Source organism: Nocardioides baekrokdamisoli (assembly GCF_003945325.1).
Lineage (GTDB): Bacteria > Actinomycetota > Actinomycetes > Propionibacteriales > Nocardioidaceae > Nocardioides > Nocardioides baekrokdamisoli.
This window is the reverse complement of sequence record NZ_AP019307.1, coordinates 2,247,211-2,267,819: the sequence shown is the minus strand read 5'-3', so window position 1 is coordinate 2,267,819 and position 20,609 is coordinate 2,247,211. Positions and strand designations below refer to the sequence as shown.

Sequence of the window (20,609 nt, the reverse complement as noted above, 5' to 3'; positions counted from 1 at the left end):
AGACGGCCGTCACGGTCCGGATATCTGGTCCGCTGTGTCCCGCGAACTTACGCTGCTGAAATGCGTTCAGTAGCCGCTTTCGCGGTCCGTCGGGGACCCCTGGTCCTGGTGTTGTGGCTCCTCGCGATCGTCGGGGTCAACGTGCTCGTGCCGCAGCTGGACTCGGTGATCAAGCACGACAGCACGGCCTTCATCCCGCCGTACGCAACCTCGATGCAGGCTTTCCGCCACCTCGACAAGGCTTTCACCGGCGGCCACAGCCAGAGCTTCACGTACGTCGCCGTCGAGCGCACCACCGGCCTCGCGGCCGCCGACCGCACGTGGTTGCAATCGCTCACCACGCAACTCGCCGCCGACCCGACGCATTTCAGCAACGTGCCGGACCTGTCCCAGCCGGGGATGTTCGACGCACTGACCAGCAAGGACCACCAGGCGCTCTACCTGCAGATCGGCCTGCCCGGACCGGTCGGAGCCCCTCAGACCGACGCCCAGGTCACCCTCCTGCGCGACCACCTCGGCACGGCCCCGCCAGGGCTCACCGCGTACGTGACCGGCACCCCGGCCACGATCGCGGACACCCAGGACACCATCCAGAACAACATCACCAAGATCACGCTGATCACGGTGCTGCTGATCGGCATCATCCTGTTCCTGCTGTATCGATCGATCCCGATGACGGCAGCGGTGCTGACCTTCATCGGCGCGGCGCTCGCACTCGGTCGCGGCGTGGTGGCACTGGCCGGCGAGTGGCACATCTTCCACGTGTCCACGTTCACTGCATCGTTCGTGACCGCGGTCGTCCTCGGCGCCGCCACCGACTACGCGATCTTCCTGCTGAGCCGCTTCCACGAGCTCCGGCGCGCTGGCGTCGAACCACTCGAGGCGGCCCGGGAGGCGACCGTCAACACGGCCTCGGTGATCGTCGGCTCGTCGCTGACCGTGGCCCTGGCGATGGCGTCGATGGCCTTTGCGCACATCGCGATGTTCAACACCACAGGCCCCGCCGTGTCGGTGGCCATCCTGGCCACCCTCGCCCTGAGCCTGACGTTCCTCCCGGCGTTCATGGCCTTCGCGGGTCCGCGGGGCTGGCTCGACCCGAAGCGTCAGCGGTCCGAGGCCACCTGGAACCGGCTCAGTGCGTACATCGTCGCCAAGCCGGTACGGGTCCTGGCCGCCGGCTTGGTGCCGCTGATCCTGCTGGCCGCGTTCTACCCGTTGGCCAAGGTCTCCTACGACCAGCGGCGTACGCTCCCCGCCGGTGAGTCGAGCAGCCTCGGCTATCAGCTGCTGGACCGACACTTCCCGGCCAACGAAGTGCTGGCCGACTACACCCTGATCACGGCCGACCACAACGTTCGCAACCCCCGCGACCTGGCTGCCATCGAGAAGGCCGCCTCAGCGGTGGCCGCCGTCCCCGGAATCGCCTCGGTGCGTACGGTCACCCGGCCGCTCGGCACCACGATCCCGCAGGCGTCGCTGGCCTACCAGATGGGCCAGGCCGGCAAGCAGCTCGGCGCCGCCTCCACGCAGGTGTCCCAGGGAGCGACGGCTGCCCACCAGCTCGGGGCGGGCGCCACCCAACTCAGTTCCGGTGCCAACCGGGCCGCCTCAGGTGCGCAACAGATCCTGTCGGGTGCGAACCAGCTCGCCGCCGGCATGCCGCAACTCGCCGCCGGAGCGACCTCCGCCCAGGGCGGCAGCAGCCAGCTCCGCGCGGGCGCGAACCAGCTCGCCGCTGCACTGAGCAGCGGCGCCGACCAGGCGCAGGTGGGCGTCGACGGCCTGGGTCTGGCGTACCAGGCGCTGCAACAGAGCCTGCTGTGCGGCGTCGACCCGTACTGCTCCCGCGCACGGACCGGCATCGGGCAGATCTACGTCGCCGAGCGGGACCAGTTGATCCCCGGCATGCGCCGGGCGGCCGCCGCGGCTCGGCAACTCGCCTCAGGTGCCGGCTCGCTCTCGGCCGGCCTCAGCCAGCTGCAGGCAGGTCTCGCGACGGCGAACAACGGCGCCACCGCCCTGCGCAACGGTCAGGCCCTGCTCGCCTCCAAGCTCGGCGAGCTTGCCAACGGAGCCGGCCAGGTGGCCACCGGAAGCAACCAGATGGCCACCCAGGTGACGACGCTCGGCGCGGGCCTCTCGCACGCGTCGGACTACCTGAACGGCGCGAGCAGCGCCGCTGGCAGCACCGGCTCGGGCGGCTTCTATCTGCCTCCTGCGGCCTTCAGCGATCCTCGCTTCGCGACCGCGGCCAACGCGTTCATCTCCCCCGACGGCAGGTCAGTCCGGATCATCTCCATCAGCGCGACCGACGCGTTCGGGAACGCCGCGATGGACCGGGTCCCGACGATCATCGCGGCGGTGCACCAGGCCCTCGCCGGTGGGCCGATGGCGAACGCCCAGGTCGAGATGACCGGTCTCGCTCCGGCCGACCGCGACATCCATACGCTGGCCAACAGCGACTTCAACCACACGGCGATCGCGGCGCTGCTCGTCGTCCTGATCGTGCTGCTCCTCCTGCTCAGGAGCGTCCTCGCCTCGGTCTTCCTGCTGGCGTCCGTGATGCTCTCGTACGCCGCCGCCGTCGGGCTCGGTGTCCTGGTGTGGCAGGACCTCTTGGGCAAGCCGCTCGACTGGACGGTGCCGTCAATCGCCTTCGCGCTGCTCGTGGCTGTCGGGGCGGACTACAACATGCTGCTGGTCAAACGCATCCACGAGGAAGCGCCCAACGGGGAGCGCCCCGGCATCGCGCGAGCGGTGGCGGTGACTGGCAGCGTCATCACCGCGGCCGGCCTGATCTTCGCCTCGAGCGTCTTCGCGATGATGTCCGGCAACGTCCTGACGCTGGAGCAACTCGGCTTCACCATCGGGATGGGCCTGCTCCTGGACACCTTCATCGTGCGTACGCTGGTGGTGCCGGCGTTCGCGACGCTGGCCGGACGCAACCTGTGGTGGCCGAGCAACCGGCGCGACGTGGCCACCCACGATGGGGTGGCGCCCGAGCCGGAGTTGGTCAACGCCTGAGGCTCAGTGCTCGGGGTTCAGCACGAAGCGACCCACCGACCGGTCTTTGATCGCGTCGCGGGCGGGGAGCACGCGACCGTTCATGGCGATCCAGACGCCTGCCGGGGCCAACTGAGCGGCCATCAATCCGGCGCCGAGGTTGAACGCTGCGTCTGATTCCTTCATCGCTGCCGGCTGCATCGCGCCGGTCAGGACCACGGTCCGGCCTCCCAGGTCTGCGGCATCAAGGAGCGCCCCCGTCTCGGTGAGGGTGTCCGTGCCGTGAGTGATCAGGATGCAACGCTCGGGCGCGGTGCGTACCGCCTCCAGGATGCGCGCCCGGTCGGCGTCGTCGAAGTCGAGGCTGTCCTTGGCGACGACGGATTCGACGACGACATCGACCGCGTTGTTGCCGATCGCGAGCAGCTCGACCACCGCAGGCTCATCGATCTCCATCTCGCCGCGGGCCGAGTAGAACTTGTCGATCGTTCCGCCGGTCGTGACGATCCGAACGGTCACGTGTGGATCGGGGTGCCCGGCGCTTGTCACACGCTCAGCCTAGGGCTGCTCCTCGGGCTAGCGTGAGTGCCGTGAACCTTCCCGTGGTGCCGCCCGTCCTCCCGATGCTGGCGAAGCCCGCCAAGACCTTCCCCACCGAGGGCTACTCGTACGAGCCGAAATGGGACGGGTTCCGGTGTCTGGTATTCAAGGACGGCGACACCGTCGAACTCACCTCGCGCAACACCAAGCCGCTGACCCGGTACTTCCCCGAGGTCGTCGAGGCTCTGCGAGAGGTGCTGCCGGACCGGATCGTGCTGGACGGCGAGATCTTCGTGGCCACCGGTTCGCGGTTGGAGTTCGATGTCCTGCAGGAGCGGATCCATCCGGCCGCCTCGAGGATCGCTCGCCTGAGCGCCGAGACGCCGGCGCAGTACGCGGCCTTCGACCTGCTCGCACTCGGCGACGAGGCTTACCTTGATCGGCCGTTCTCCGAGCGACGAGCAGCGCTCGAGTCGGCGCTGGCCGGGCTGTCGTCACCGACCGTCGCCCTCACGCGTACGACCACCGACCCGGCGGAAGCGGCGGCGTGGTTCACCCAGTTCGAAGGCGCCGGACTCGACGGCGTGATCGGGAAGCCGCTGGGCGGGACGTACACGCCGAACCAGCGGACCCTGCTCAAGTTCAAGCACGAGCGGACGGCCGACGTGGTGCTCGTCGGTATGCGCGAGCACAAGAACTCGACCCCCGAGCGACGCCTCCTCGGGTCGATGCTGTTGGGCTTGTGGGAGGGCGACAACCTGGCGCACATCGGGGTCGCGGCGTCGTTCACCGAGAAGCGTCGGGCCGAGCTGTGGGACGAGTTGTCCGCACTGGTGGTGCCGATGTCCGAGCACCCGTGGGCGGCCTGGGAGGAATGGGCTGTCGCCAACCCCTCACGCGCAGCTGGGACCCAGTCGCGCTGGTCAGCCGGGAAGGATCTTTCCTTCACTCCCCTGCGCCCGGAGCGAGTGCTCGAGGTCGCGTACGACCACATGGAGGGTCGCCGTTTCCGACACACGGCTCAGTTCCGGCGCTGGCGGACGGACCGCGACCCGGAGACGTGTGGGTACGACCAACTCGACGAGCCGGTGTCGTACGACCTTGCGGATGTGCTGGGGCGCTAGCGGGCGACGATCTCCACCCAACGCATCGGGGCATGGAACACGCCGTCTCCGAAGCGGTCCCGCAGCGCCGTCGCGGCCAGTCCCACGGCGCGCCCCAGGGTCATCGTGGGGTGTCTCTCGATCTCGCCCCGCAGCGGCGTGCCTTCGCAAACCGCGATCGCGCCGTCACGCGCGTCGGTGATGCAGACGCCGTCGACGCGCGAGAGCGCGACGTCGGTGAACCCGGCCTCGATGAGTTCGGATGTCAGAGTGTCGTCCTGGGCGTGGCCGTACGGGGTCCGCACGAGGAAGTCCAACTCGACCTCGCCGGCCTCCAGCCGGAGCGCCTGCGTCACGACATCTGAGATCGCGTTGTTCTCGATCGTGTCCCACACCGTGAACACGAAAGACCCGCCAGGCTTCAGCACCCGCCGGGCCTCGGCGTAGCCGCGTACACGATCCGGGAAGAACATCGCCCCGAACTGACAGGTGACGACGTCGAAACTGGCGTCCGGATAGCGCAGGTCGAGGGCATCAGCGACGTCCCACGTGACCCGTTCGCTGGCGGTCCGCCTCAGTGCGGCGTCGATCATCGGCGCATTCAGGTCGGTCGCAGTGAGGTGGGCCGGAGTGGCGGACAGCAACTCACGCGTGAGGGCGCCGGTGCCGGCAGCCGTCTCCAGGATGCTGACCGGCTCCAGGGCCGCGATCACTGCCGCGACACTGCGCGCCGGCTCCTCGAAGAAGATCGGCACCAGGAGGTCGTCGTACATCAGGGGGATGTTGCCGACGAATGCCGCGTCGTTGGTGCTTGCCTCGGCCATGTCGAACTCCTCGTTCAGGACGGTCCGAGAGGACTTCAGCGTACGCCCGAATCCGACCGGTGAAGCGGGGCGAGGAGGCGGATATCGCACTAGGCTGCGGCCATGGTCTCCGGAGGGACGACCCCGAACCCGCTGAGCCGGTACGTCCCGCGCCTGCTCATCGAATGGTTGCGCGATGCTCCGGACACCCACCATCGGATCATCACCGGCACCTGTGTCTTCGCTGACCTGTCGGGCTACACCGCCATGACCGAGCGCCTGGCCGCGCAGGGCACCGCGGGGGCGGAGGAGACGGGCGAGATCCTCAACGACGTCTTCGAGGCACTGCTCTCGGCGGCGTACGACTTCGGCGCCGGTCTGGTGAAGTGGGGCGGCGACGCGGTGCTGCTGCTGTTCCACGGCGAGGCCCACGCGGTACGCGCGACGCGAGCCGCCTGGGTCATGCAGAACACGATCGCGCGGGTCGGCAAGGTGTCCACGTCACGCGGTCCGATGCGCGTGCGGATGTCCGTCGGCATCCACACCGGCGACTTCCATTTCATGCTCGTCGGGCGGCACTTCCAGGATCTGGTCGTCGCCGGGCCGGCGATGACGGCGACGGCGCGGATGGAGGCGATCGCCGACCCGGGTGAGGTCGTCCTGAGCGACGCCACCGCCGCCTTCCTCGAACCGGACAGCACCCGGCTGCTGCCGGCGGACTGCCACCTCCTCATCACGCCGCCGGACGCACCGCTGCTCCCCCGGCACAGCGCACTGCAGGCCGATGTCGATCTCGGCGGGCTCTTCGACCCCGTGCTTCGCGACCATCTGATGGCCTCGCGCGGCGATTTCGAACACCGGGCCGTCGCCGCGGCTTTCGTCGCCTTCGGCGGCACCGACGATCTGCTCGACGCCGAGGGCACGAGCATGATGTACGCAGCGATCGACGACCTGGTGAGTCACGTCCAGGAGATCGCCGCCGAGCACGGCGTGGTGTTGCTGACGACCGATCTGGCCGAGGACGGCGGCAAGTTCCTGCTGGTCAGCGGCGTACCCAACAAGCCCGGCGACGACGCCGCGCGGGTCCTGGCCACGGCCACCTCGGTCGTCAACATTCCGACACGGCTGACGTTGCGCGCCGGGGTGACGTACGGGCGGGTCTTCGCCGGGGATTTCGGGGCACCGTTCCGCGGGACGTACTCGCTGGCCGGCGACGTGATCAATCTGGCGGCCCGACTCGCGTACTCCGCCGAGGACCGGCAGGTGCTCACCACCGCCGACGTTCTCGATCACACGGACGGCTCGTTCATGGCGCATTCGCGGCCGCCAGTCACGGTCAAGGGCAAGAGCGACCCCGTCCACCCGATGAGCGTGACCCGGCGGGCCACGGTCGACGTTGCGGCTCACGCCCAGTTGCCGCTGATCGGCCGTGACGCCGAACTCGCGACCCTCGTCGCGGCGGAGGCCGGAGCATCCGAAGGGCACGGCGTCGCCCTCGACGTGGTCGGCGTTGCCGGCATCGGGAAGTCGCGCCTGATCGCGGAGTACGAGTCGGTGGCAGCCGTGCCGGTCGTCCGCGTCGACGGGGACCTGTACGCGCCGACCAGGCCGTACGCGTCCGTGCGTCATCTGTTGCGTTCTGCCCTCGACGTCGGGAAGACCGCCGATGCGGGAGTCGTCGGGGAGGCCCTCACGGCCGCTGTGTCCTCCGTGGCTCCGCATCTGACCCCGTGGCTGCCCCTGCTGGCCATCGCTGCCGGAGCAGCGGTGCCGGCGACCGCAGAGGTCGACGCGCTCGACTCGACCACCCGCGCCGAACGACTCCGCCGGGTCACCAGCGAACTGCTCGGTGCCGTCCTCACCTCCCCCACGGCCCTGGTGTTCAACGACACCCACGCGATGGACGACGCCTCGGTCGGGCTGATCCGACAACTGTGCAGCGACGTGCAGGACCGCCCGTGGTCGATCGTGATCGCGCGTCGGCCCGAGGCGCGCGTGGAGTCGACGTTCCCGAACTCGAGGGCGGTCGCCCTCGACACCCTCACCATCGACGATGCCGACGCGCTCGTCGTCGCTGCATCGACGATCCGCATCCCGGCTCCCCGACGCGCGGAGCTCTCCGAACGCTCCGGAGGCAACCCGCTGTTCCTGCGGGCTCTGGCCGAGACCGTCTCGGCTGGACGGGACCCGGACGTACTCCCGAGTGAGATCGAGGACGTTCTCTCGGCCCACATGGACCGGCTCTCACCCGAGGAGCGCGGCTGGCTGCGTACGGCCTCGGTCCTCGGCACCCGGGTCGATCCGGACCTCCTCACGGAGATCACCGACGAGCCGTTCGACCCGTCCGGATCGCCGCGACTGAGCGAATACATCCGCCCCGAACCGGACGGAATGCTGGTCTTCGCGCACCACCTCATCCAGAGGACCGCGTACGAGGCGCTGCCCTTCCGCCGACGTCGCACGCTGCACGCGCGGGCGTCGTACGCCATCGAACGCCGGGCCGGCGACAACCTCGACGACGCCGCCGATGTCCTCGCGATCCATTGCCTGCGCGGGCAACGGTTCGACGCGGCCTGGCAGTACGCCCGGACGGCCGGGCGGAGGGCACGAGAGAGGTACGCACTCAGCGAGGCGGCCGCGAGCTTCGAAGTAGCCCTCGAAGCAGCTGGATCCATCCCCGGTTTGCCTGCACGCGAGGTGGCCGCTGTGGCTGAGGACCTGGCCGAGCTGCGCTTCGCCATGGGTCAGAACGAACAGACCGAGCACGCCCTGGCACTCGCCCGTCGCGCCGCACGGGACGACCATCGCCGCAGCGCCCGCATTTGCCTGCTCACATCACGGCAGCGTCATTCGGAAGGCCGCTATCCCGAAGCGCTGCGGTGGATCACACGCGGGCGAGCCCTTCTAGACCCGACAAATCGAGATGACCTCCGGCTTCTCGCCGAACTGGCCGAATGCGCATCCGGAATTCACCAGACCCGAGGATCGGTGCAAAAGCTCCGAACATGGGCCGAGACGGCGACGGACGAAGCTCGTCGATGCGGCGACACCCAACTCGCAGCAAGCGCGCTCAGCCAGTTGGCCATCGCGAAAGCTCAAGCAGGCGAGACTTGGGACCCAGTGGATATGGCCGAGTCAACGTCATGGAACCTCAAGGTGCTGGGCGAAATCACCAACCGCCTCGGGGTCGCTGCGTATTACGCCGGCGATCTCGCCACTGCCGAATTCCGCTACGCCGAGGCAGAAGTTCACGCGCGGAAGGCAGGGCAAGAATCCAAGGCCGCCGTCTACCTGGCCAACCGCGCAGAGGTGCTCGTGAACCTGCAGCGATTTGAGGAGGCGCTGCCATTGCTTGACCGAGTAATCGATGAACTTCGGAGCACCCAGTCGAACGTGTATCTACCGTTCGCCTTGGCTCTGATGGCACAGGCGACATACGGCGCTCGCGGCGCCGACGCAGCATTGCCCATTTTCGAGGCCGCCCACCAACACGCTCTTGAGTTCAACGATTCCGACGTGGTCACCGAATCCGCCTCATGGATCGGTCGGATCGGCCGCGACGTTTCGAATCTCAGGGCGTGACTTTCGGGTCTCCCGGGCCCGCATGAATCGTCAAGGTCACGGTGCCGCCCGATTCAGCAAACGTGAAGCATGGCTTGGTGTCGACACTGCCGCACGGCAGGAGTGCCGCCTCATACAGCCCGTCACTCGCGACAAACACTGAACGACTGGTGCGCCCGTCGGTATAGCCAGAAAAGGCCTGCGGCGAGCCGAAACAACCCAAGTAGTGCGGGTGCGCCTTGTGGGCAGCCGAAACCGCGTTCCCATCCGCCCCGGTCACCGTGTACGTCACCGTCTTGGGAGCGTCGGCCGCGTCGCTGGAGAAGATCGCCATCGCTCCCGCGTCACCGCCGCCGGTGGGGCAGTGGAGTTTCTGATCGGTGACAAGTTCGGCGGTCACGGTCTGGCTGGTGCGCGAGGCATTCGCGGCGACAGTCAACGTCGTGCTGCCCAGAGTCACCGGGCCGGTCGTACACGCCGCGCCGGCATCACAGTGCGTCGACGTATTGGTCACTGCCTGGGTCGGCTTGGTGCCGCAGGCGGCGAGGAGAAGAAGGAGCGCACTTCCTGCGCTCGCAAACACGGCCATACGCCGCTGGTGGGATGCGGTCATGAGCCGAGTATGGCCCTGGCGGAGCATTTCAGAACAGCCCCACTTTTCTGGGATCGAAATGGCCACATTGTGATCGACGAGACAGTCATTGTGATCGAACCCACCGGCTGAACGATGGCATTCAGAATGCCCCAGTGCTTGAGTCAGAAATAGACCACGTCAAAGGAGACGCCATGAGCGAGATGCCCCACCTGAACGCCATTGGAAACTCATTCTTCAACGGAAATCAATGGGCGGTCGTGACGCCGCACCATTGGAATGACGCGCTCCCCGCGTGGGCCGTCGACGTCGCCGCGATTCTCGCAACCGTCGCAGCCCTGATCACCCTCACCCTAGTATTCGCCCAGTCCTGACCGCCCCGCCCACGGCGGAGGGGGCCGCGGGTGCATTCGACGCTCGGCGGTGCGTAGCACGCGTGCTACGGTCGTGACATGAGTACGCCCACGACCCTCTCGCAGCGGGAGCTCCGCAACAACAGCGCCCAGGTGTTGCGCGACGTCGAGGCGGGCCAGTCGTTCATCATCACCAACCACGGGCGACCGGTCGGCCGCCTGGTGCCGATCCAGGAACTCGGCCTGCCGATTGCGGTGCCCGCGAACCCGATCCGCCCAGCGACGGAGATCGTGGGGCACAAAGTCGACCGCTCGTCTGCAGAGATCCTCGATGAGCTCCGCGCGGACCGCTTCTGATGTACACGGCTTATGTCGACAGTTCGCTGCTCGTGAAGGTGATGCTGGAGGAAGTCGAGTCCGCCGCGGTCCGCGAATGGGTATCCGGCAACATCGTGCTCGTATCGAGCAGGCTGCTTGAGGCCGAGATGCGACGCGTGGCCGCACGATCTGGCATACCGCAGGCGGACGCCAGCGAAGCCCTCTCGTACGTCAACTTGGTCGATGTCCCGCCGTCCGCCTACTTCGGCGCCGGAATCCATCCCGATCCCGATCTGCGAACGCTCGACGCCTTGCACGTCACAGTCGCAACGATGATCGGCGTCGACGCCATCGCCACCTACGACGTGAAGATGGCAGCCACAGCGAACGCCGTGGGATTGGCCGTCATCACTCCGTCGTGATGCGGTTGCCGTCCTCGTCCCAGTGCTCGGCCACCTTCTTCGACGGCTGTACACGAGGGGGCTCCCCGGCCATCTTCGGATAATCCGGAGGGAAGTTCAGTTCGCCGCCCGGAAGCGTCTCCCAGAGGTGCAGCAGCGGTTCGAGGGAGTACGCCTCGTCGTCGATTGCGGCCCAGGACTCGACAGGTTCCGACGACGCCAGCCGCTCACGCACCGTGAACAGATTGAATTCCTGCGGGTCCTTCAGCTCCGCCACCTCGGCCCAACTCAACGGCGTCGACACCGGCGCCCCGGGCTTCGGCCGCAACGACCACGCCGAGGCGATCGTCCGGTCGCGGTTGTTCTGGTTGTAGTCGACGAAGATGCGCTCCCCTCGCTCTTCCTTCCACCACGCCGTGGTGACCCCGGAGTCGCGCCGCTCGAGTTCGCGACCGAAGCCGATCGCCGCGTGGCGTACGTCCTCGAAACTCCACTCGGGCCGGATCCGTACGTACACGTGGATGCCGCGGTTGCCCGAGGTCTTGGCGAAGCCGCGCATCCCCAGATCGCGCAACAGCTCATCGGCGACCAACGCGACCCGGCGTACGTCGGCGAACGTCGTCCCGGGCTGGGGATCGAGGTCGATCCGCAGCTCGTCGGGGTGATCGACGTCCGCACCTCGTACGGCCCAGGGATGGAACGTGAGCGTGCCCATCTGGGCAGCCCACACCATCGAGGCCGGTTCGGTCAGGCACAGTTCGTCGATCGGTCGGCCGTTTGGCGTCGTCACCTGGACCGTCGTCAGCCAGTCAGGCGACCCCTTGGGCAGTCGCTTGGAGTAGAAGCCGTCGCCGTTCTGCTGCCCCATCGGACCGACCGACAGCACCATGCCCTCGCGCCATCCGCCCGGCCAACGCTCCAGCGCCACCGGCCGGTTGCGGACCGCGCCGAGCATCGGCTCGGCGACATCCGCGAAGTGCTGGGCCACCATCAGCTTCGTGACCTCGGGTGTCCACTCCGTCGCCTCGTAGATCACCCGCTCGGGACTGGAGATCCGCACCTCACGCTCACCCGCGAGTACGTACGCCTCAGATGCCTTGGCCACGAACTGCCCTCGCCCTCATCCATTCCTGCATCGCACCCAGACCTCGTCGGATGGCGCGGATCACCACGAAGAGGATGCCGATGCCGCACACCAGCAGGACGCCTGCGATCGACCCGGCGATGATCGGATGCGCCAGCGCGAGAGCCATCACCGCGAGCACCAGACCGTCCTCGCCGAACGACAGCAGCAGGTTCGTGAACGGCTCGGGCAACGTGTTCGCAGCAAGCCTGGTGCCAGCCTTGGTCGCGTGCGCGCCGAGAGCCGTGCTGCCGCCCACGAGCGCACTCCACCCCTGATTGAGGCTCTCGTGGATGTTGTGGGCATTGCCGGCGATCAGCGCGCCGACCGCAGCTCCCACAGCCGGACGGATGAAGGTCGAGACACCGTCCCAGACCGAGTCGAGGTACGGGATCTTGTCGGCGACGAATTCGAACGCGTACATGAACGCGGCGACGGCAAGCACCGGCCAACTGCCCAGCACGTCCGGGATCATCTGGACGTGACCGATCCGGTCGGCGATCCCGAGGACGAGGACCACGAGATAGCTGTTGAGCCCGCTGGCCCAGCCGGAGGTGAAACTCAGCGCAAGCGCATCCATCGCGGGCTACTTCGGCGGGAGCGAACGGGCGTAATCGAGGCCCACGGCGACCCAGGTCGCCAGGATCTCGTCGTCCGCCAGGAGGTCATCGGAGACCCTGATCCAGCCGTTCATCTCCTTGCCTCGCATGACTACGCGTTCGGCTCCCTGCGCGACGAACTCGTCGGTCCGCTCCGGCCAGCAGCGCAGCATCATCCCGCCGTTGCCGCTCGCCGAGACGGACATGTTGCCGTTGACCAGGAAGGCCAGGCCGCCGAACATCTTCTTCTCCATGACGCCAGGCACACCGCCAACCTCGTCACGGATCCGCGCAGCCAGGTTCTCGTCGTACGCCATGGTCTGAGCCTAGGGGCAGTCCGTACGCTGAAGACATGGCCTACAACGTTGAGAAGTCGGATGCGGAGTGGCGCGCCGAGTTGAGCCCGGAGGAGTACAAGGTGCTCCGCGAGGCTGGCACCGAGCGGGCCTTCACCGGCGAATACACCGACACCGAGACGACCGGCGTCTATCGCTGCAAGGCCTGTCAGGCGAAGCTGTTCGAGTCGGACACCAAGTTCCACTCGGGCTGCGGATGGCCGTCGTTCTACCAACCGATGACCGACACGATCGAATACATCGAGGACAAGTCCTTTGGGATGGCGCGGACCGAGGTCCGGTGCGCGAACTGCGGCTCACACCTGGGTCACGTGTTCCCCGACGGGTACGGCACCCCCACCGGCGACCGCTACTGCATCAACTCGGTTTCTCTCACGCTGGAGCCGAAGGCCGAGTAACGGCCGCGTCGAAAAACGCCGCGCCGACTCTTGCATCCGGCCGCCGGCAGGCGTACTCAGGAAGTGATCAACTTCCGGAGGTGATGCGATGTCTGACAGTGGAACTGTGATGTTGTTCGTAGCCCTGACAGTCGGGGTACTCGCGATCCTGGCGGGATTCGTCTTCGCCGGATCCCGAAAGAATGCCTACGCGCGGCCTCATCGCCACGCGAAGTGGCCGACCGGCCCCTGGCCGTAAATCGACCTGAAACACCGCGAGCCTGCCGACAGTCACGTCGGCAGGCTCGCGGTGTTTGCGGCAGTTGGTGTCCGTCAGCGAGCGCTGGCCGGGTACGTCGGGTACTCGACGCCCGAGATGCTCTGCACGACGCGGACGACCTGGCAGGAGTAGCCGAACTCGTTGTCGTACCAGACGTAAAGCTGGGCGTGCTTACCGTCGACGAGCGTCGCGTTGGCGTCGATGACAGACGAGGCACGCGAGCCCACGAAGTCGCTGGAGACCGCGTCGCTGGCCGTCGTGTAGTCGAGGCAACGGCTCAGCGGACCCTCGAGCGAGACGCCGCGCAGGTGCTCCAGCACCTCGTCCCGGGTGCTCTCGCGGTTGAGTTCGAGGCTCAGGATGGCCATCGACACATCCGGCGTGGGGACGCGGATCGAGTTGCCCGAGATCGACGCCTGGATCTCCGGCAGGACCGCCTTCACAGCCTTCGAGGCGCCGGTCTCGGTGAGCACCATGTTCATCGGCGCTGAGCGGCCTCGACGGTCGGCCTTGTGGTAGTTGTCGAGCAGGTTCTGGTCGTTCGTGTACGAGTGCACCGTCTCGACGTGCGCCCGGGTCAGCCCGAACTCGTCGTCCATCGCCTTGATCGTCGGCACGATGGCGTTGGTGGTGCAGGAGGCCGCCGACAGGATCTGCTCGGCGGCGTCCACCTCGAGGTGGTTGATGCCGTGGACGATGTTCGGGATGTCGCCCTTGCCCGGAGCCGTCAGCAGGACCTTGGCGATGCCCGGACGCAGGTGCTTCGACAGGCCGGCACGGTCGCGCCAGATACCGGTGTTGTCGACCAGGATCGCGTCCTTGATGCCGTGCTCGGTGTAGTCGATCTCCTCGGGCGAGCCCGCGTAGATCACCTTGATGGCAACGCCGTTCGCGTAGATGACATTGTTGGTCTCATCGACCTGGATGGTGCCCTTGAACTGGCCGTGCACCGAGTCGCGGCGCAGCAGCGAGGCGCGCTTCACCAGATCGCCCTCACCACCCTTGCGGACGACGATGGCACGCAGGCGCAGGCCGCTGCCGGCGCCAGCCTTCTCGACCAGCAGGCGGGCCACGAGGCGACCGATGCGGCCGAAGCCGTACAGGACGACATCCTGCGGCACCGTCTCGGCCGGCTTGTTGCCCCCGGTGACGCCGGCGAGCTGCTCAGCCACGAACGCCTGCACGTCGAGCCCGCGCGAGTCGGCGGCGTACGCGTCGTGCAGACGGGCCAGGTCGATCTTGACGCGCGCGACGTCGAGGTCGGCGAGCGCCTCGAGGATCGGGAAGGTGTCGCGGATCGACACATCGGTGCCGCCGATGCGACGAGCGAAGCGGTGAGCCTTGAGCAGGCCGATCGCGTCCGTGTTGAACAGGGCGCGGCCGTGGATGACGACGGTGACGGCCTTGTCGCGGTAGAGGTGGCCGATCAGCGGGATCGCTTGCTCCGCGAGCGCCTCACGGGCGTTCCAGTCGGCCAGGGTGTCTTCGTATCCCGACATCTCACTCATCTCATCGCCATGGTCTTCGAACGTGTCTCGACATCAAGATAACTCGCGTTTGCCGGTGTCGACCAACCGACGAACGTGCTCCCGCGACCAGAATGCCACCACGGAGCGTAGGTCATCCGCCTACGGAAGCTGGTGCAGCAGATCAGCGATCGAGACCCGCCGACCTGTGTAGAACGGGACCTCTTCGCGTACGTGCCGCCGTGTCTCGGAGCCGCGAAGGTGACGCATCAGGTCGACGATGCGCGACAGGTCGTCCGCCTCGAAGGCGAGCATCCATTCGTAGTCGCCCAGCGCGAAGGCCGGCACGGTGTTCGCGCGTACGTCGGGGTAGTCGCGCGCCATGCCGCCGTGCTCGGCCAGCAGGGCGCGGCGCTCCTTCTCCTCCAGCAGGTACCACTCGTACGACCGGACGAAGGGATAGACGGCGACGTACGCGTGTGCGCGCTCGTCAGCCAGGAACGCCGGCAGGTGCGACCGGTTGAACTCGGCCGGGCGGTGCAGGGCCATCTGCGACCAGACGGGGGTGAGGCGCGTACCGAAACCGGTGCGACGGAAGCGGTTGTACGCCGACTGGAGTTGGTCACTGTTCGCCGCGTGCCACCAGATCATCAGATCGGCGTCGGCACGCAGGCCGGAGACGTCGTAGATGCCGCGCACCACCACGTCCTCATCGGCCAGGTTCGACAGCAGGGCCTCGACCTCGACGATCTCTGCCTCGCGGTCGTCGTGACCGAGCGGTCGCTCCAGCTTGAACACCGACCACATCGTGTAGCGGATGGTCTCGTTCAGCTCGTTGATCCGGGCCGCATTGGACTGGATATGAGCCTGCGGGTCGTTCGGGTCGACGGTGGCGTCAGTCATGCGACCATTCTGCGCGGCCTCTCCCGAGGCCAGGGCATCGGGGCGGCCCGGACGCAGGCTGGACCCGTGTGCCGCGAACTCACTCACATGTGAGTGAGTTGGCCGCGAGCCGCGCTGAGGCGATCACAGCCGGGATGCCGACGCCGTCGTACGCAGCTCCGCACACCGCCAGACCCGGGATCCCGGCGACCGCTTCGCGGATCCGCGCCACCCTCTCGAGATGACCGAGCGCGTACTGCGGCAACGCGTCGTCCCACCGCTGGACGTGCACGTCGACGACCCGGCCGACTCCGCCGACGGCCCGCTCGAGGTCGGCCAGCGAGGCATCGATCAGATCCAGGTCGGACCCACTCAAGGTCTCCCCCGCGCGGCCCAGCGACGTACGGAGTAGCGACAGCCCGTCGCCGGCTTCGCGGACCCAGTCCCATTTGTTGAAGGAGAACGTCGAAGCCTTGATGGCACGGCCGTCGATGGGTGGCACGAGGAAGCCCGAGGAGTTGTCGATGACGAACGAGTCGAACGCAAAGGTCACCACCGCAACCGAGGCGGACTCGATCGCCGCCAGCTCATCTGCTGCGGTCGGCAGGATCTGGCGCAGAAGAGCCGCAGCCGGCCCGGCCGGAGTCGCCACGACGACCGCGTCGTACGCCTCGCCGTCGACCAGCCATCCCGCACCGGATCGTTCGAGCAACAGCGCAGGCGTCTGCAGACGCACATCCAGCCGGTCGGCCAGAGCCTCCGCCAGCTGCCCCATGCCCCCGACCAGCCCCGCGAAGACCGGGCCCGATCCGGTGACAGTCGGCGAAGTGGAGGTGGAGCCTGTCGAGACCAACAGCTGCGGCGTCGCAGCCCGCGCCGAGATCTGCCGGGCCCGCCCGGCGTACACGCCGCCGAGGAGCGGTTCGACCAGGCGGTCGGTGACCTCGTCACCGAATCGTGCAGCCACCAGATCGCCGACGGTGACGTCCTCGTCCGGCCACACTTCGACCGCTGCCTGAGCCCGGGCCAGACCGGCGGAAGACAGCACCCCTGAGGCAGCCAGTGCCGCCAGATCGGTCGGTGCACCCATCACCGAGGGCGGCATCGGACGCAGCGCGTCCCGGGTCCAGATCCGTGAGCTCGCGTCGGTCGGGTGCACGATCGGAAGGCCGAGCGACTCCGCGAGGGCAACGCCCTCGGGCCTCCGGGCCAGCATCGCCTCCGCACCGACGTCGACCATCGCACCGGCCACCGACTCGCGGCGCAGCTTGCCGCCGGCCCGATCGGACGCCTCCAGAACGACCACCGAGTGACCGGCCGCGACGAGATCGTGGGCTGCGACGAGCCCGCCGATCCCGGCACCGACGACCGCGATGCGCATCAGGCCAGCGGGTAGGACTGGACGTACTCGGTCAGCCGCTTGAGTTGATCGGGGTCGGTGGTCGGGATGACCCCGTGGCCGAGATTGAAGATGTGACCCGTGGCGGAGCGGCCGGTCTCGATGACCTCTGCGGCACGCGCCAGCATCAGTTCGGTCGGGGCGAAGACGAGGGTGGGGTCGAGGTTGCCCTGGACACCGCGGTCACCGGCAGCGGCGATGCCGTCGGCCAGCGGCGTACGCCAGTCGACTCCGACGACGTCCGCGCCCGCCTCGCCCATGAGCCCGAGCAAGTGACCGGTGTTGACCCCGAAGTGGATCCGCGGGACACCGAGCCTGCCAGCGCGCTCCAGGACCATCGACGAGTACGGCATCACCCGCTCGCGATAGTCGGCGACCGTCGAGGCGCCTGCCCACGAGTCGAAGAGCTGGATCGCCGACGCGCCGGCCCCGACCTGCACTTCGAGGAAGGCGGCCGAGATGCCGGCGATCTTGCGCATCAGTGCATCCCAGATGTCCGGCGCACCGAACATCAGAGCCTTGGTCTTCGCGTACTCCTTCGAGGGCCCGCCCTCGATCAGGTAGGACGCCACGGTGAACGGGGCGCCGGCGAACCCGATCAGGGGGGTCGCGCCGAGTTCGGCGACGAGGTTCTTCACGGCCTGAGTGATGAACGGGACGTGCTCGGGCGTCAGGTCCGGGATGGCGGCCACGTCGGCGAGAGTGCGTACCGGGTTCGCGATCACCGGGCCGACGCCCGGCTTGATGTCGAGATCGACACCCACCGCCTTGAGCGGAAGCACGATGTCGGAGAAGAAGATCGCCGCGTCGGTGCCGTAACGACGGACCGGCTGCAGGGTGATCTCGGTGATCAGGTCAGCGTTCATGCAGGAGTCGAGCATCGCGACGCCCTCGCGCACCTTGAGGTACTCCGGGAGCGAACGACCCGCCTGGCGCATGAACCACACCGGTGTGTGCGGGACGGCCTCACCGCGCGCAGCCTTCAGGAACGCACTCTGACTCAGATCGGCCACCACGCGATCATGGTCGCACTCGAAACAAGGCCGCGCACATCGACGGGCGCCGACGTACCTGACGAAAATCGCCCGTTTTCACGGTTTTGTGCCGCAAAACGTCAGGTACGTGGGAGCCGCCTGCCGGACGAGAGCCTGAAGGAGTCCTAAAGTGGGGCGGGTGGTCGCGAATCCCGGAGTAGACGCGCCCGCGGAGTTCACCGCGGCCGTCGCCAGCATGCACGCGGCACGCCTGCGCGCTGAAGTCTTCTGCGAGGACATGCCGGCGCCCCAACGCATCGCGCCGTACGCCTCCGCCCTGTCGGCCGACGTCACCGTGGACGACGACGAGGTCGCCACCGGCCGCCTGATCCTGCTCCACGACCCCGCCGGCAACGAGGCCTGGGGCAACGGGACCTTCCGCTGCGTCGCGTACGCCCGCGCCGAGATCGATCTCGACCTCGTGGCCGACCCGCTGGTGGGTTCCGTCGGCTGGTCCTGGCTGACCGAGGCGCTCGAGAGCCATGGGGCCGCGTACGTCGCCGCCTCCGGCACGGTGACGCGTGTCGCCACCGAGTCGTTCGGCGGGATGGCGTCTGAGGAAGGGACCGCCCAACTGGAGGTACGCGCCTCCTGGACCCCCACGATGGACGCCACCTTCAACATCACCGCCCACGTCGAGGCCTGGGCGGAACTTCTGTGCACCGCCGCCGGCCTGCCGCCCGTCCCCGAGGGCGTGGCGACCCTCCCCAACCGTCGCGGACAGCGCGGATGACCGAAGAGGTGGCCGAGGAGGCCGTCGAGCAGGCTCCCCTGCTGAAGCTGCGCGATCCGCACCCGGTCGTCATGGACGACGACGCCGGGCTGGCGCGTGCGGCAGCGGCGATCAAGGCCGGCACCGGGCCGGTGGCGATCGACGCTGAGCGCGCTTCGGGGTACCGCTACTCGAACCGTGCCTATCTGATCCAGATCGCCCGCGAAGGCGCTGGCAACTGGCTGATCGACCCGATCGCGATGACCTCGATGGCACCTCTCATCGACGCGCTTGACGGCACCGAGTGGGTCCTGCACGCGGCCACCCAGGACCTGCCCTGCCTCGGCGAACTCGGTCTGCATCCCGCCGCGCTCTTCGACACCGAACTCGCCGGCCGGCTGCTCGGCTACCCCCGCGTCGGCCTCGGCACCCTCACGGAGGAGGTGCTCGGCTGGCGGATGCTGAAGGAGCACTCCGCCGCCGACTGGTCGACGCGACCGCTGCCCGAGGCATGGTTGGAGTACGCGGCGCTCGACGTCGAGGTACTGGTCGAACTGCGCGATGCCATGCACGACGAACTCATCGCCGCCGACAAATGGACCTGGGCGCAGCAGGAGTTCGAGTCGTTGCTGTCCTTCCAGCCCGCCGTCCGGGTGGAGCCGTGGCGTCGCACGTCCGGCGCACATTCAGTGCGTACGCGCCGCGGCCTCGCGGTCGTCAAGGCACTGTGGGAGGCGCGCGACGACATCGCCCAGGACCGGGACTGCACTCCCGGCAGGCTGATCCCGGACAGCGCGATCATCGCGGCCGCACTCGCTGAGCCCGCGTCGCGAGGCCAACTGCTCGGGACGAAGGGGTTCCACGGTCGCGGGGCGAAGACGTACATCGACATCTGGATGTCCGCGATCGACCACGCGCTGACCCAGGACGAGGAGGAGTTGCCGGAGCGTACGCCTCGGGCCTCCGGTCCCCCGCAGCCACGCGCCTGGGCCGACCGGGACGAGACCGCCGCCCGCCGGCTGGACACTGCCCGGGCCGGGATCACCGCGATGGCCGAAGCCAACAATCTGCCGCCGGAGAACCTGCTCCAGCCTGACGCCATGCGGCGACTCCTCTGGGAGCCACCAACGACGCGCGACCCCGGCGACCTGCTCGACGATGTCGTCGGTCGACTTCAGTGGTCGGGCGCGCGTCCGTGGCAGATCGCGATGACGGCATCGCTGCTGACCGACGCGATCCTCAGCGCCGATCACTGATCCCGGCTGCGGCCGCCACCCGCCGGAACATGGCCTCGTCGAGCGCGGCCCCTTCGCGGCGTACCTTGCTCAATCGGAGCAATCGATCCAGTCGGACCTCACTCGGACGACCCTCGCGGTCCCAGGCGCCGGCGCCGATGTCGAGCCAGCGGTGGCCGAAATGATCGACCGCGACGCCGTTGGGGAGTTCCTCGACGGCCTCACGATCATGGTCCTTGCTGGTCAGCATGAGGGCGAGCCAGAGGTCACCCTCGACGCCGACGATCAGCACCGGGCGGTCCTTGCCCCTGCTCGGGTCATCCTCGAACGGCACCCAGGCCCAGCACACCTCGCCGGGATCGGCCCGTCCATCCGGGACCGGTGCGTACCCAATCTGCGCAGTGGGAGCCGACGGTCGTTTGAAGGGCCACACGCAGCCATCATCTCAATCGCTTCTGACGAGTGCGTTGGC

20 protein-coding genes are annotated in these 20,609 nt (G+C 68.0%); 9 read left to right on the top strand and 11 right to left on the bottom strand.

Translation table 11 applies throughout. From position 1 onward, the window contains the following. Positions 1-60 precede the first annotated feature (60 nt). Positions 61-3,024: an MMPL family transporter gene (locus KCTC_RS11115; RefSeq protein ID WP_164512575.1), complete on the top strand. Its 2,964-nt coding sequence runs from the start codon at positions 61-63 to the stop codon at positions 3,022-3,024. Between the two features lie 3 nt (positions 3,025-3,027). Here KCTC_RS11115 and KCTC_RS11110 read toward each other — a convergent pair whose 3' ends face one another. Beyond that, a complete protein-coding gene (locus KCTC_RS11110; RefSeq protein WP_125569337.1) occupies positions 3,028-3,522 on the bottom strand; it encodes an asparaginase domain-containing protein in 495 nt (164 codons plus the stop codon). 71 nt (positions 3,523-3,593) lie between these two features. Here KCTC_RS11110 and KCTC_RS11105 point away from each other — a divergent pair, with 71 nt between their 5' ends. Beyond that, positions 3,594-4,667, top strand: coding sequence for an ATP-dependent DNA ligase (locus KCTC_RS11105; protein WP_125569336.1), 1,074 nt, complete (start codon positions 3,594-3,596; stop codon positions 4,665-4,667). On the opposite strand, the gene KCTC_RS11100 is transcribed toward KCTC_RS11105, so the two are convergent. Continuing rightward, positions 4,664-5,470 (bottom strand): class I SAM-dependent methyltransferase, encoded by an 807-nt coding sequence (locus tag KCTC_RS11100; RefSeq protein ID WP_164512574.1) that lies wholly within the window; start codon positions 5,468-5,470, stop codon positions 4,664-4,666. The two genes, KCTC_RS11105 and KCTC_RS11100, sit on opposite strands and share 4 nt — an antisense overlap. Before the next feature lie 102 nt (positions 5,471-5,572). Here KCTC_RS11100 and KCTC_RS11095 point away from each other — a divergent pair, with 102 nt between their 5' ends. After that, positions 5,573-9,031, top strand: coding sequence for an adenylate/guanylate cyclase domain-containing protein (locus KCTC_RS11095; protein WP_125569334.1), 3,459 nt, complete (start codon positions 5,573-5,575; stop codon positions 9,029-9,031). Here the strand turns inward: KCTC_RS11095 and KCTC_RS11090 are convergent. Next, positions 9,021-9,623 (bottom strand): hypothetical protein, encoded by a 603-nt coding sequence (locus KCTC_RS11090; RefSeq protein ID WP_164512573.1) that lies wholly within the window; start codon positions 9,621-9,623, stop codon positions 9,021-9,023. The genes KCTC_RS11095 and KCTC_RS11090 overlap by 11 nt on opposite strands. Before the next feature lie 173 nt (positions 9,624-9,796). Between KCTC_RS11090 and KCTC_RS11085 the strand changes: the two genes are divergently transcribed. The 3 genes from KCTC_RS11085 (at position 9,797) to KCTC_RS11075 (ending at position 10,695) form a co-directional block, all read left to right on the top strand. Further along, complete coding sequence (locus KCTC_RS11085) at positions 9,797-9,976, top strand: hypothetical protein (RefSeq protein WP_125569332.1); 180 nt, start codon at positions 9,797-9,799, stop codon at positions 9,974-9,976. 78 nt (positions 9,977-10,054) lie between these two features. Further along, positions 10,055-10,312 (top strand): type II toxin-antitoxin system Phd/YefM family antitoxin, encoded by a 258-nt coding sequence (locus KCTC_RS11080; RefSeq protein ID WP_125569331.1) that lies wholly within the window; start codon positions 10,055-10,057, stop codon positions 10,310-10,312. Next, a complete protein-coding gene (locus tag KCTC_RS11075) occupies positions 10,312-10,695 on the top strand; it encodes a type II toxin-antitoxin system VapC family toxin (RefSeq protein ID WP_125569330.1) in 384 nt (127 codons plus the stop codon). Before KCTC_RS11080 ends, KCTC_RS11075 begins: the two co-directional genes overlap by 1 nt. Here the strand turns inward: KCTC_RS11075 and KCTC_RS11070 are convergent. Genes KCTC_RS11070 through KCTC_RS11060 form a run of 3 tightly spaced genes read right to left on the bottom strand, consistent with a single transcriptional unit; the run spans position 10,682 to position 12,713 of the window. Beyond that, on the bottom strand, positions 10,682-11,779 hold the full coding sequence (locus KCTC_RS11070; RefSeq protein WP_125569329.1) for a DNA polymerase domain-containing protein: 1,098 nt from the start codon (positions 11,777-11,779) through the stop codon (positions 10,682-10,684). The two genes, KCTC_RS11075 and KCTC_RS11070, sit on opposite strands and share 14 nt — an antisense overlap. Then, positions 11,763-12,377 (bottom strand): DUF4126 domain-containing protein, encoded by a 615-nt coding sequence (locus tag KCTC_RS11065; protein ID WP_125569328.1) that lies wholly within the window; start codon positions 12,375-12,377, stop codon positions 11,763-11,765. The genes KCTC_RS11070 and KCTC_RS11065 overlap by 17 nt, the downstream gene beginning before the upstream one ends. A gap of 6 nt (positions 12,378-12,383) precedes the next feature. Next, positions 12,384-12,713: a TfoX/Sxy family protein gene (locus KCTC_RS11060; RefSeq protein WP_125569327.1), complete on the bottom strand. Its 330-nt coding sequence runs from the start codon at positions 12,711-12,713 to the stop codon at positions 12,384-12,386. A gap of 35 nt (positions 12,714-12,748) precedes the next feature. Here KCTC_RS11060 and msrB point away from each other — a divergent pair, with 35 nt between their 5' ends. Then, positions 12,749-13,150: a peptide-methionine (R)-S-oxide reductase MsrB gene (gene msrB, locus KCTC_RS11055; protein ID WP_125569326.1), complete on the top strand. Its 402-nt coding sequence runs from the start codon at positions 12,749-12,751 to the stop codon at positions 13,148-13,150. A 312-nt stretch (positions 13,151-13,462) separates the two neighbouring features. Here msrB and KCTC_RS11050 read toward each other — a convergent pair whose 3' ends face one another. From KCTC_RS11050 to hemE, 4 genes are all read right to left on the bottom strand, one after another. Beyond that, entirely contained in the window at positions 13,463-14,908 is a 1,446-nt protein-coding gene (locus tag KCTC_RS11050; RefSeq protein WP_125569325.1) for a glyceraldehyde-3-phosphate dehydrogenase, read from the bottom strand. A 129-nt stretch (positions 14,909-15,037) separates the two neighbouring features. Beyond that, positions 15,038-15,778 (bottom strand): hydrogen peroxide-dependent heme synthase, encoded by a 741-nt coding sequence (gene hemQ, locus KCTC_RS11045; RefSeq protein WP_125569324.1) that lies wholly within the window; start codon positions 15,776-15,778, stop codon positions 15,038-15,040. Positions 15,779-15,857: 79 nt separating this feature from the next. Beyond that, positions 15,858-17,138, bottom strand: a complete 1,281-nt coding sequence (locus KCTC_RS11040) for a protoporphyrinogen/coproporphyrinogen oxidase (RefSeq protein WP_125569323.1) — start codon at positions 17,136-17,138, stop codon at positions 15,858-15,860. Continuing rightward, positions 17,138-18,172 carry a uroporphyrinogen decarboxylase gene (hemE, locus tag KCTC_RS11035; RefSeq protein WP_408636091.1) on the bottom strand — a complete coding sequence of 345 codons (1,035 nt, stop codon included), beginning with the start codon at positions 18,170-18,172 and terminating at the stop codon, positions 17,138-17,140. Before hemE ends, KCTC_RS11040 begins: the two co-directional genes overlap by 1 nt. A gap of 157 nt (positions 18,173-18,329) precedes the next feature. Between hemE and KCTC_RS11030 the strand changes: the two genes are divergently transcribed. Then, positions 18,330-18,923: a DUF3000 domain-containing protein gene (locus KCTC_RS11030; protein ID WP_269461422.1), complete on the top strand. Its 594-nt coding sequence runs from the start codon at positions 18,330-18,332 to the stop codon at positions 18,921-18,923. Beyond that, positions 18,920-20,158, top strand: coding sequence for an HRDC domain-containing protein (locus KCTC_RS11025; RefSeq protein ID WP_125569321.1), 1,239 nt, complete (start codon positions 18,920-18,922; stop codon positions 20,156-20,158). Before KCTC_RS11030 ends, KCTC_RS11025 begins: the two co-directional genes overlap by 4 nt. Here KCTC_RS11025 and KCTC_RS11020 read toward each other — a convergent pair. Next, complete coding sequence (locus KCTC_RS11020; RefSeq protein WP_231998700.1) at positions 20,142-20,570, bottom strand: type II toxin-antitoxin system PemK/MazF family toxin; 429 nt, start codon at positions 20,568-20,570, stop codon at positions 20,142-20,144. The two genes, KCTC_RS11025 and KCTC_RS11020, sit on opposite strands and share 17 nt — an antisense overlap. Between the last annotated feature and the right edge of the window lie 39 nt (positions 20,571-20,609).

Bases quoted from the DNA above. Each gene is read 5' to 3' on its own strand.
- KCTC_RS11060 (WP_125569327.1), bottom strand. From the start codon at position 12,713: ATGGCGTACGACGAGAACCTGGCTGCGCGGATCCGTGACGAGGTTGGC.
- KCTC_RS11050 (WP_125569325.1), bottom strand. From the start codon at position 14,908: ATGTCGGGATACGAAGACACCCTGGCCGACTGGAACGCCCGTGAGGCG.
- msrB (WP_125569326.1), top strand. From the start codon at position 12,749: ATGGCCTACAACGTTGAGAAGTCGGATGCGGAGTGGCGCGCCGAGTTG.
- KCTC_RS11025 (WP_125569321.1), top strand. From the start codon at position 18,920: ATGACCGAAGAGGTGGCCGAGGAGGCCGTCGAGCAGGCTCCCCTGCTG.
- hemQ (WP_125569324.1), bottom strand. From the start codon at position 15,778: ATGACTGACGCCACCGTCGACCCGAACGACCCGCAGGCTCATATCCAG.
- KCTC_RS11095 (WP_125569334.1), top strand. From the start codon at position 5,573: ATGGTCTCCGGAGGGACGACCCCGAACCCGCTGAGCCGGTACGTCCCG.
- KCTC_RS11085 (WP_125569332.1), top strand. From the start codon at position 9,797: ATGAGCGAGATGCCCCACCTGAACGCCATTGGAAACTCATTCTTCAAC.
- KCTC_RS11040 (WP_125569323.1), bottom strand. From the start codon at position 17,138: ATGCGCATCGCGGTCGTCGGTGCCGGGATCGGCGGGCTCGTCGCAGCC.
- KCTC_RS11100 (WP_164512574.1), bottom strand. From the start codon at position 5,470: ATGGCCGAGGCAAGCACCAACGACGCGGCATTCGTCGGCAACATCCCC.
- KCTC_RS11115 (WP_164512575.1), top strand. From the start codon at position 61: ATGCGTTCAGTAGCCGCTTTCGCGGTCCGTCGGGGACCCCTGGTCCTG.
- KCTC_RS11080 (WP_125569331.1), top strand. From the start codon at position 10,055: ATGAGTACGCCCACGACCCTCTCGCAGCGGGAGCTCCGCAACAACAGC.
- KCTC_RS11075 (WP_125569330.1), top strand. From the start codon at position 10,312: ATGTACACGGCTTATGTCGACAGTTCGCTGCTCGTGAAGGTGATGCTG.
- KCTC_RS11090 (WP_164512573.1), bottom strand. From the start codon at position 9,623: ATGACCGCATCCCACCAGCGGCGTATGGCCGTGTTTGCGAGCGCAGGA.
- KCTC_RS11065 (WP_125569328.1), bottom strand. From the start codon at position 12,377: ATGGATGCGCTTGCGCTGAGTTTCACCTCCGGCTGGGCCAGCGGGCTC.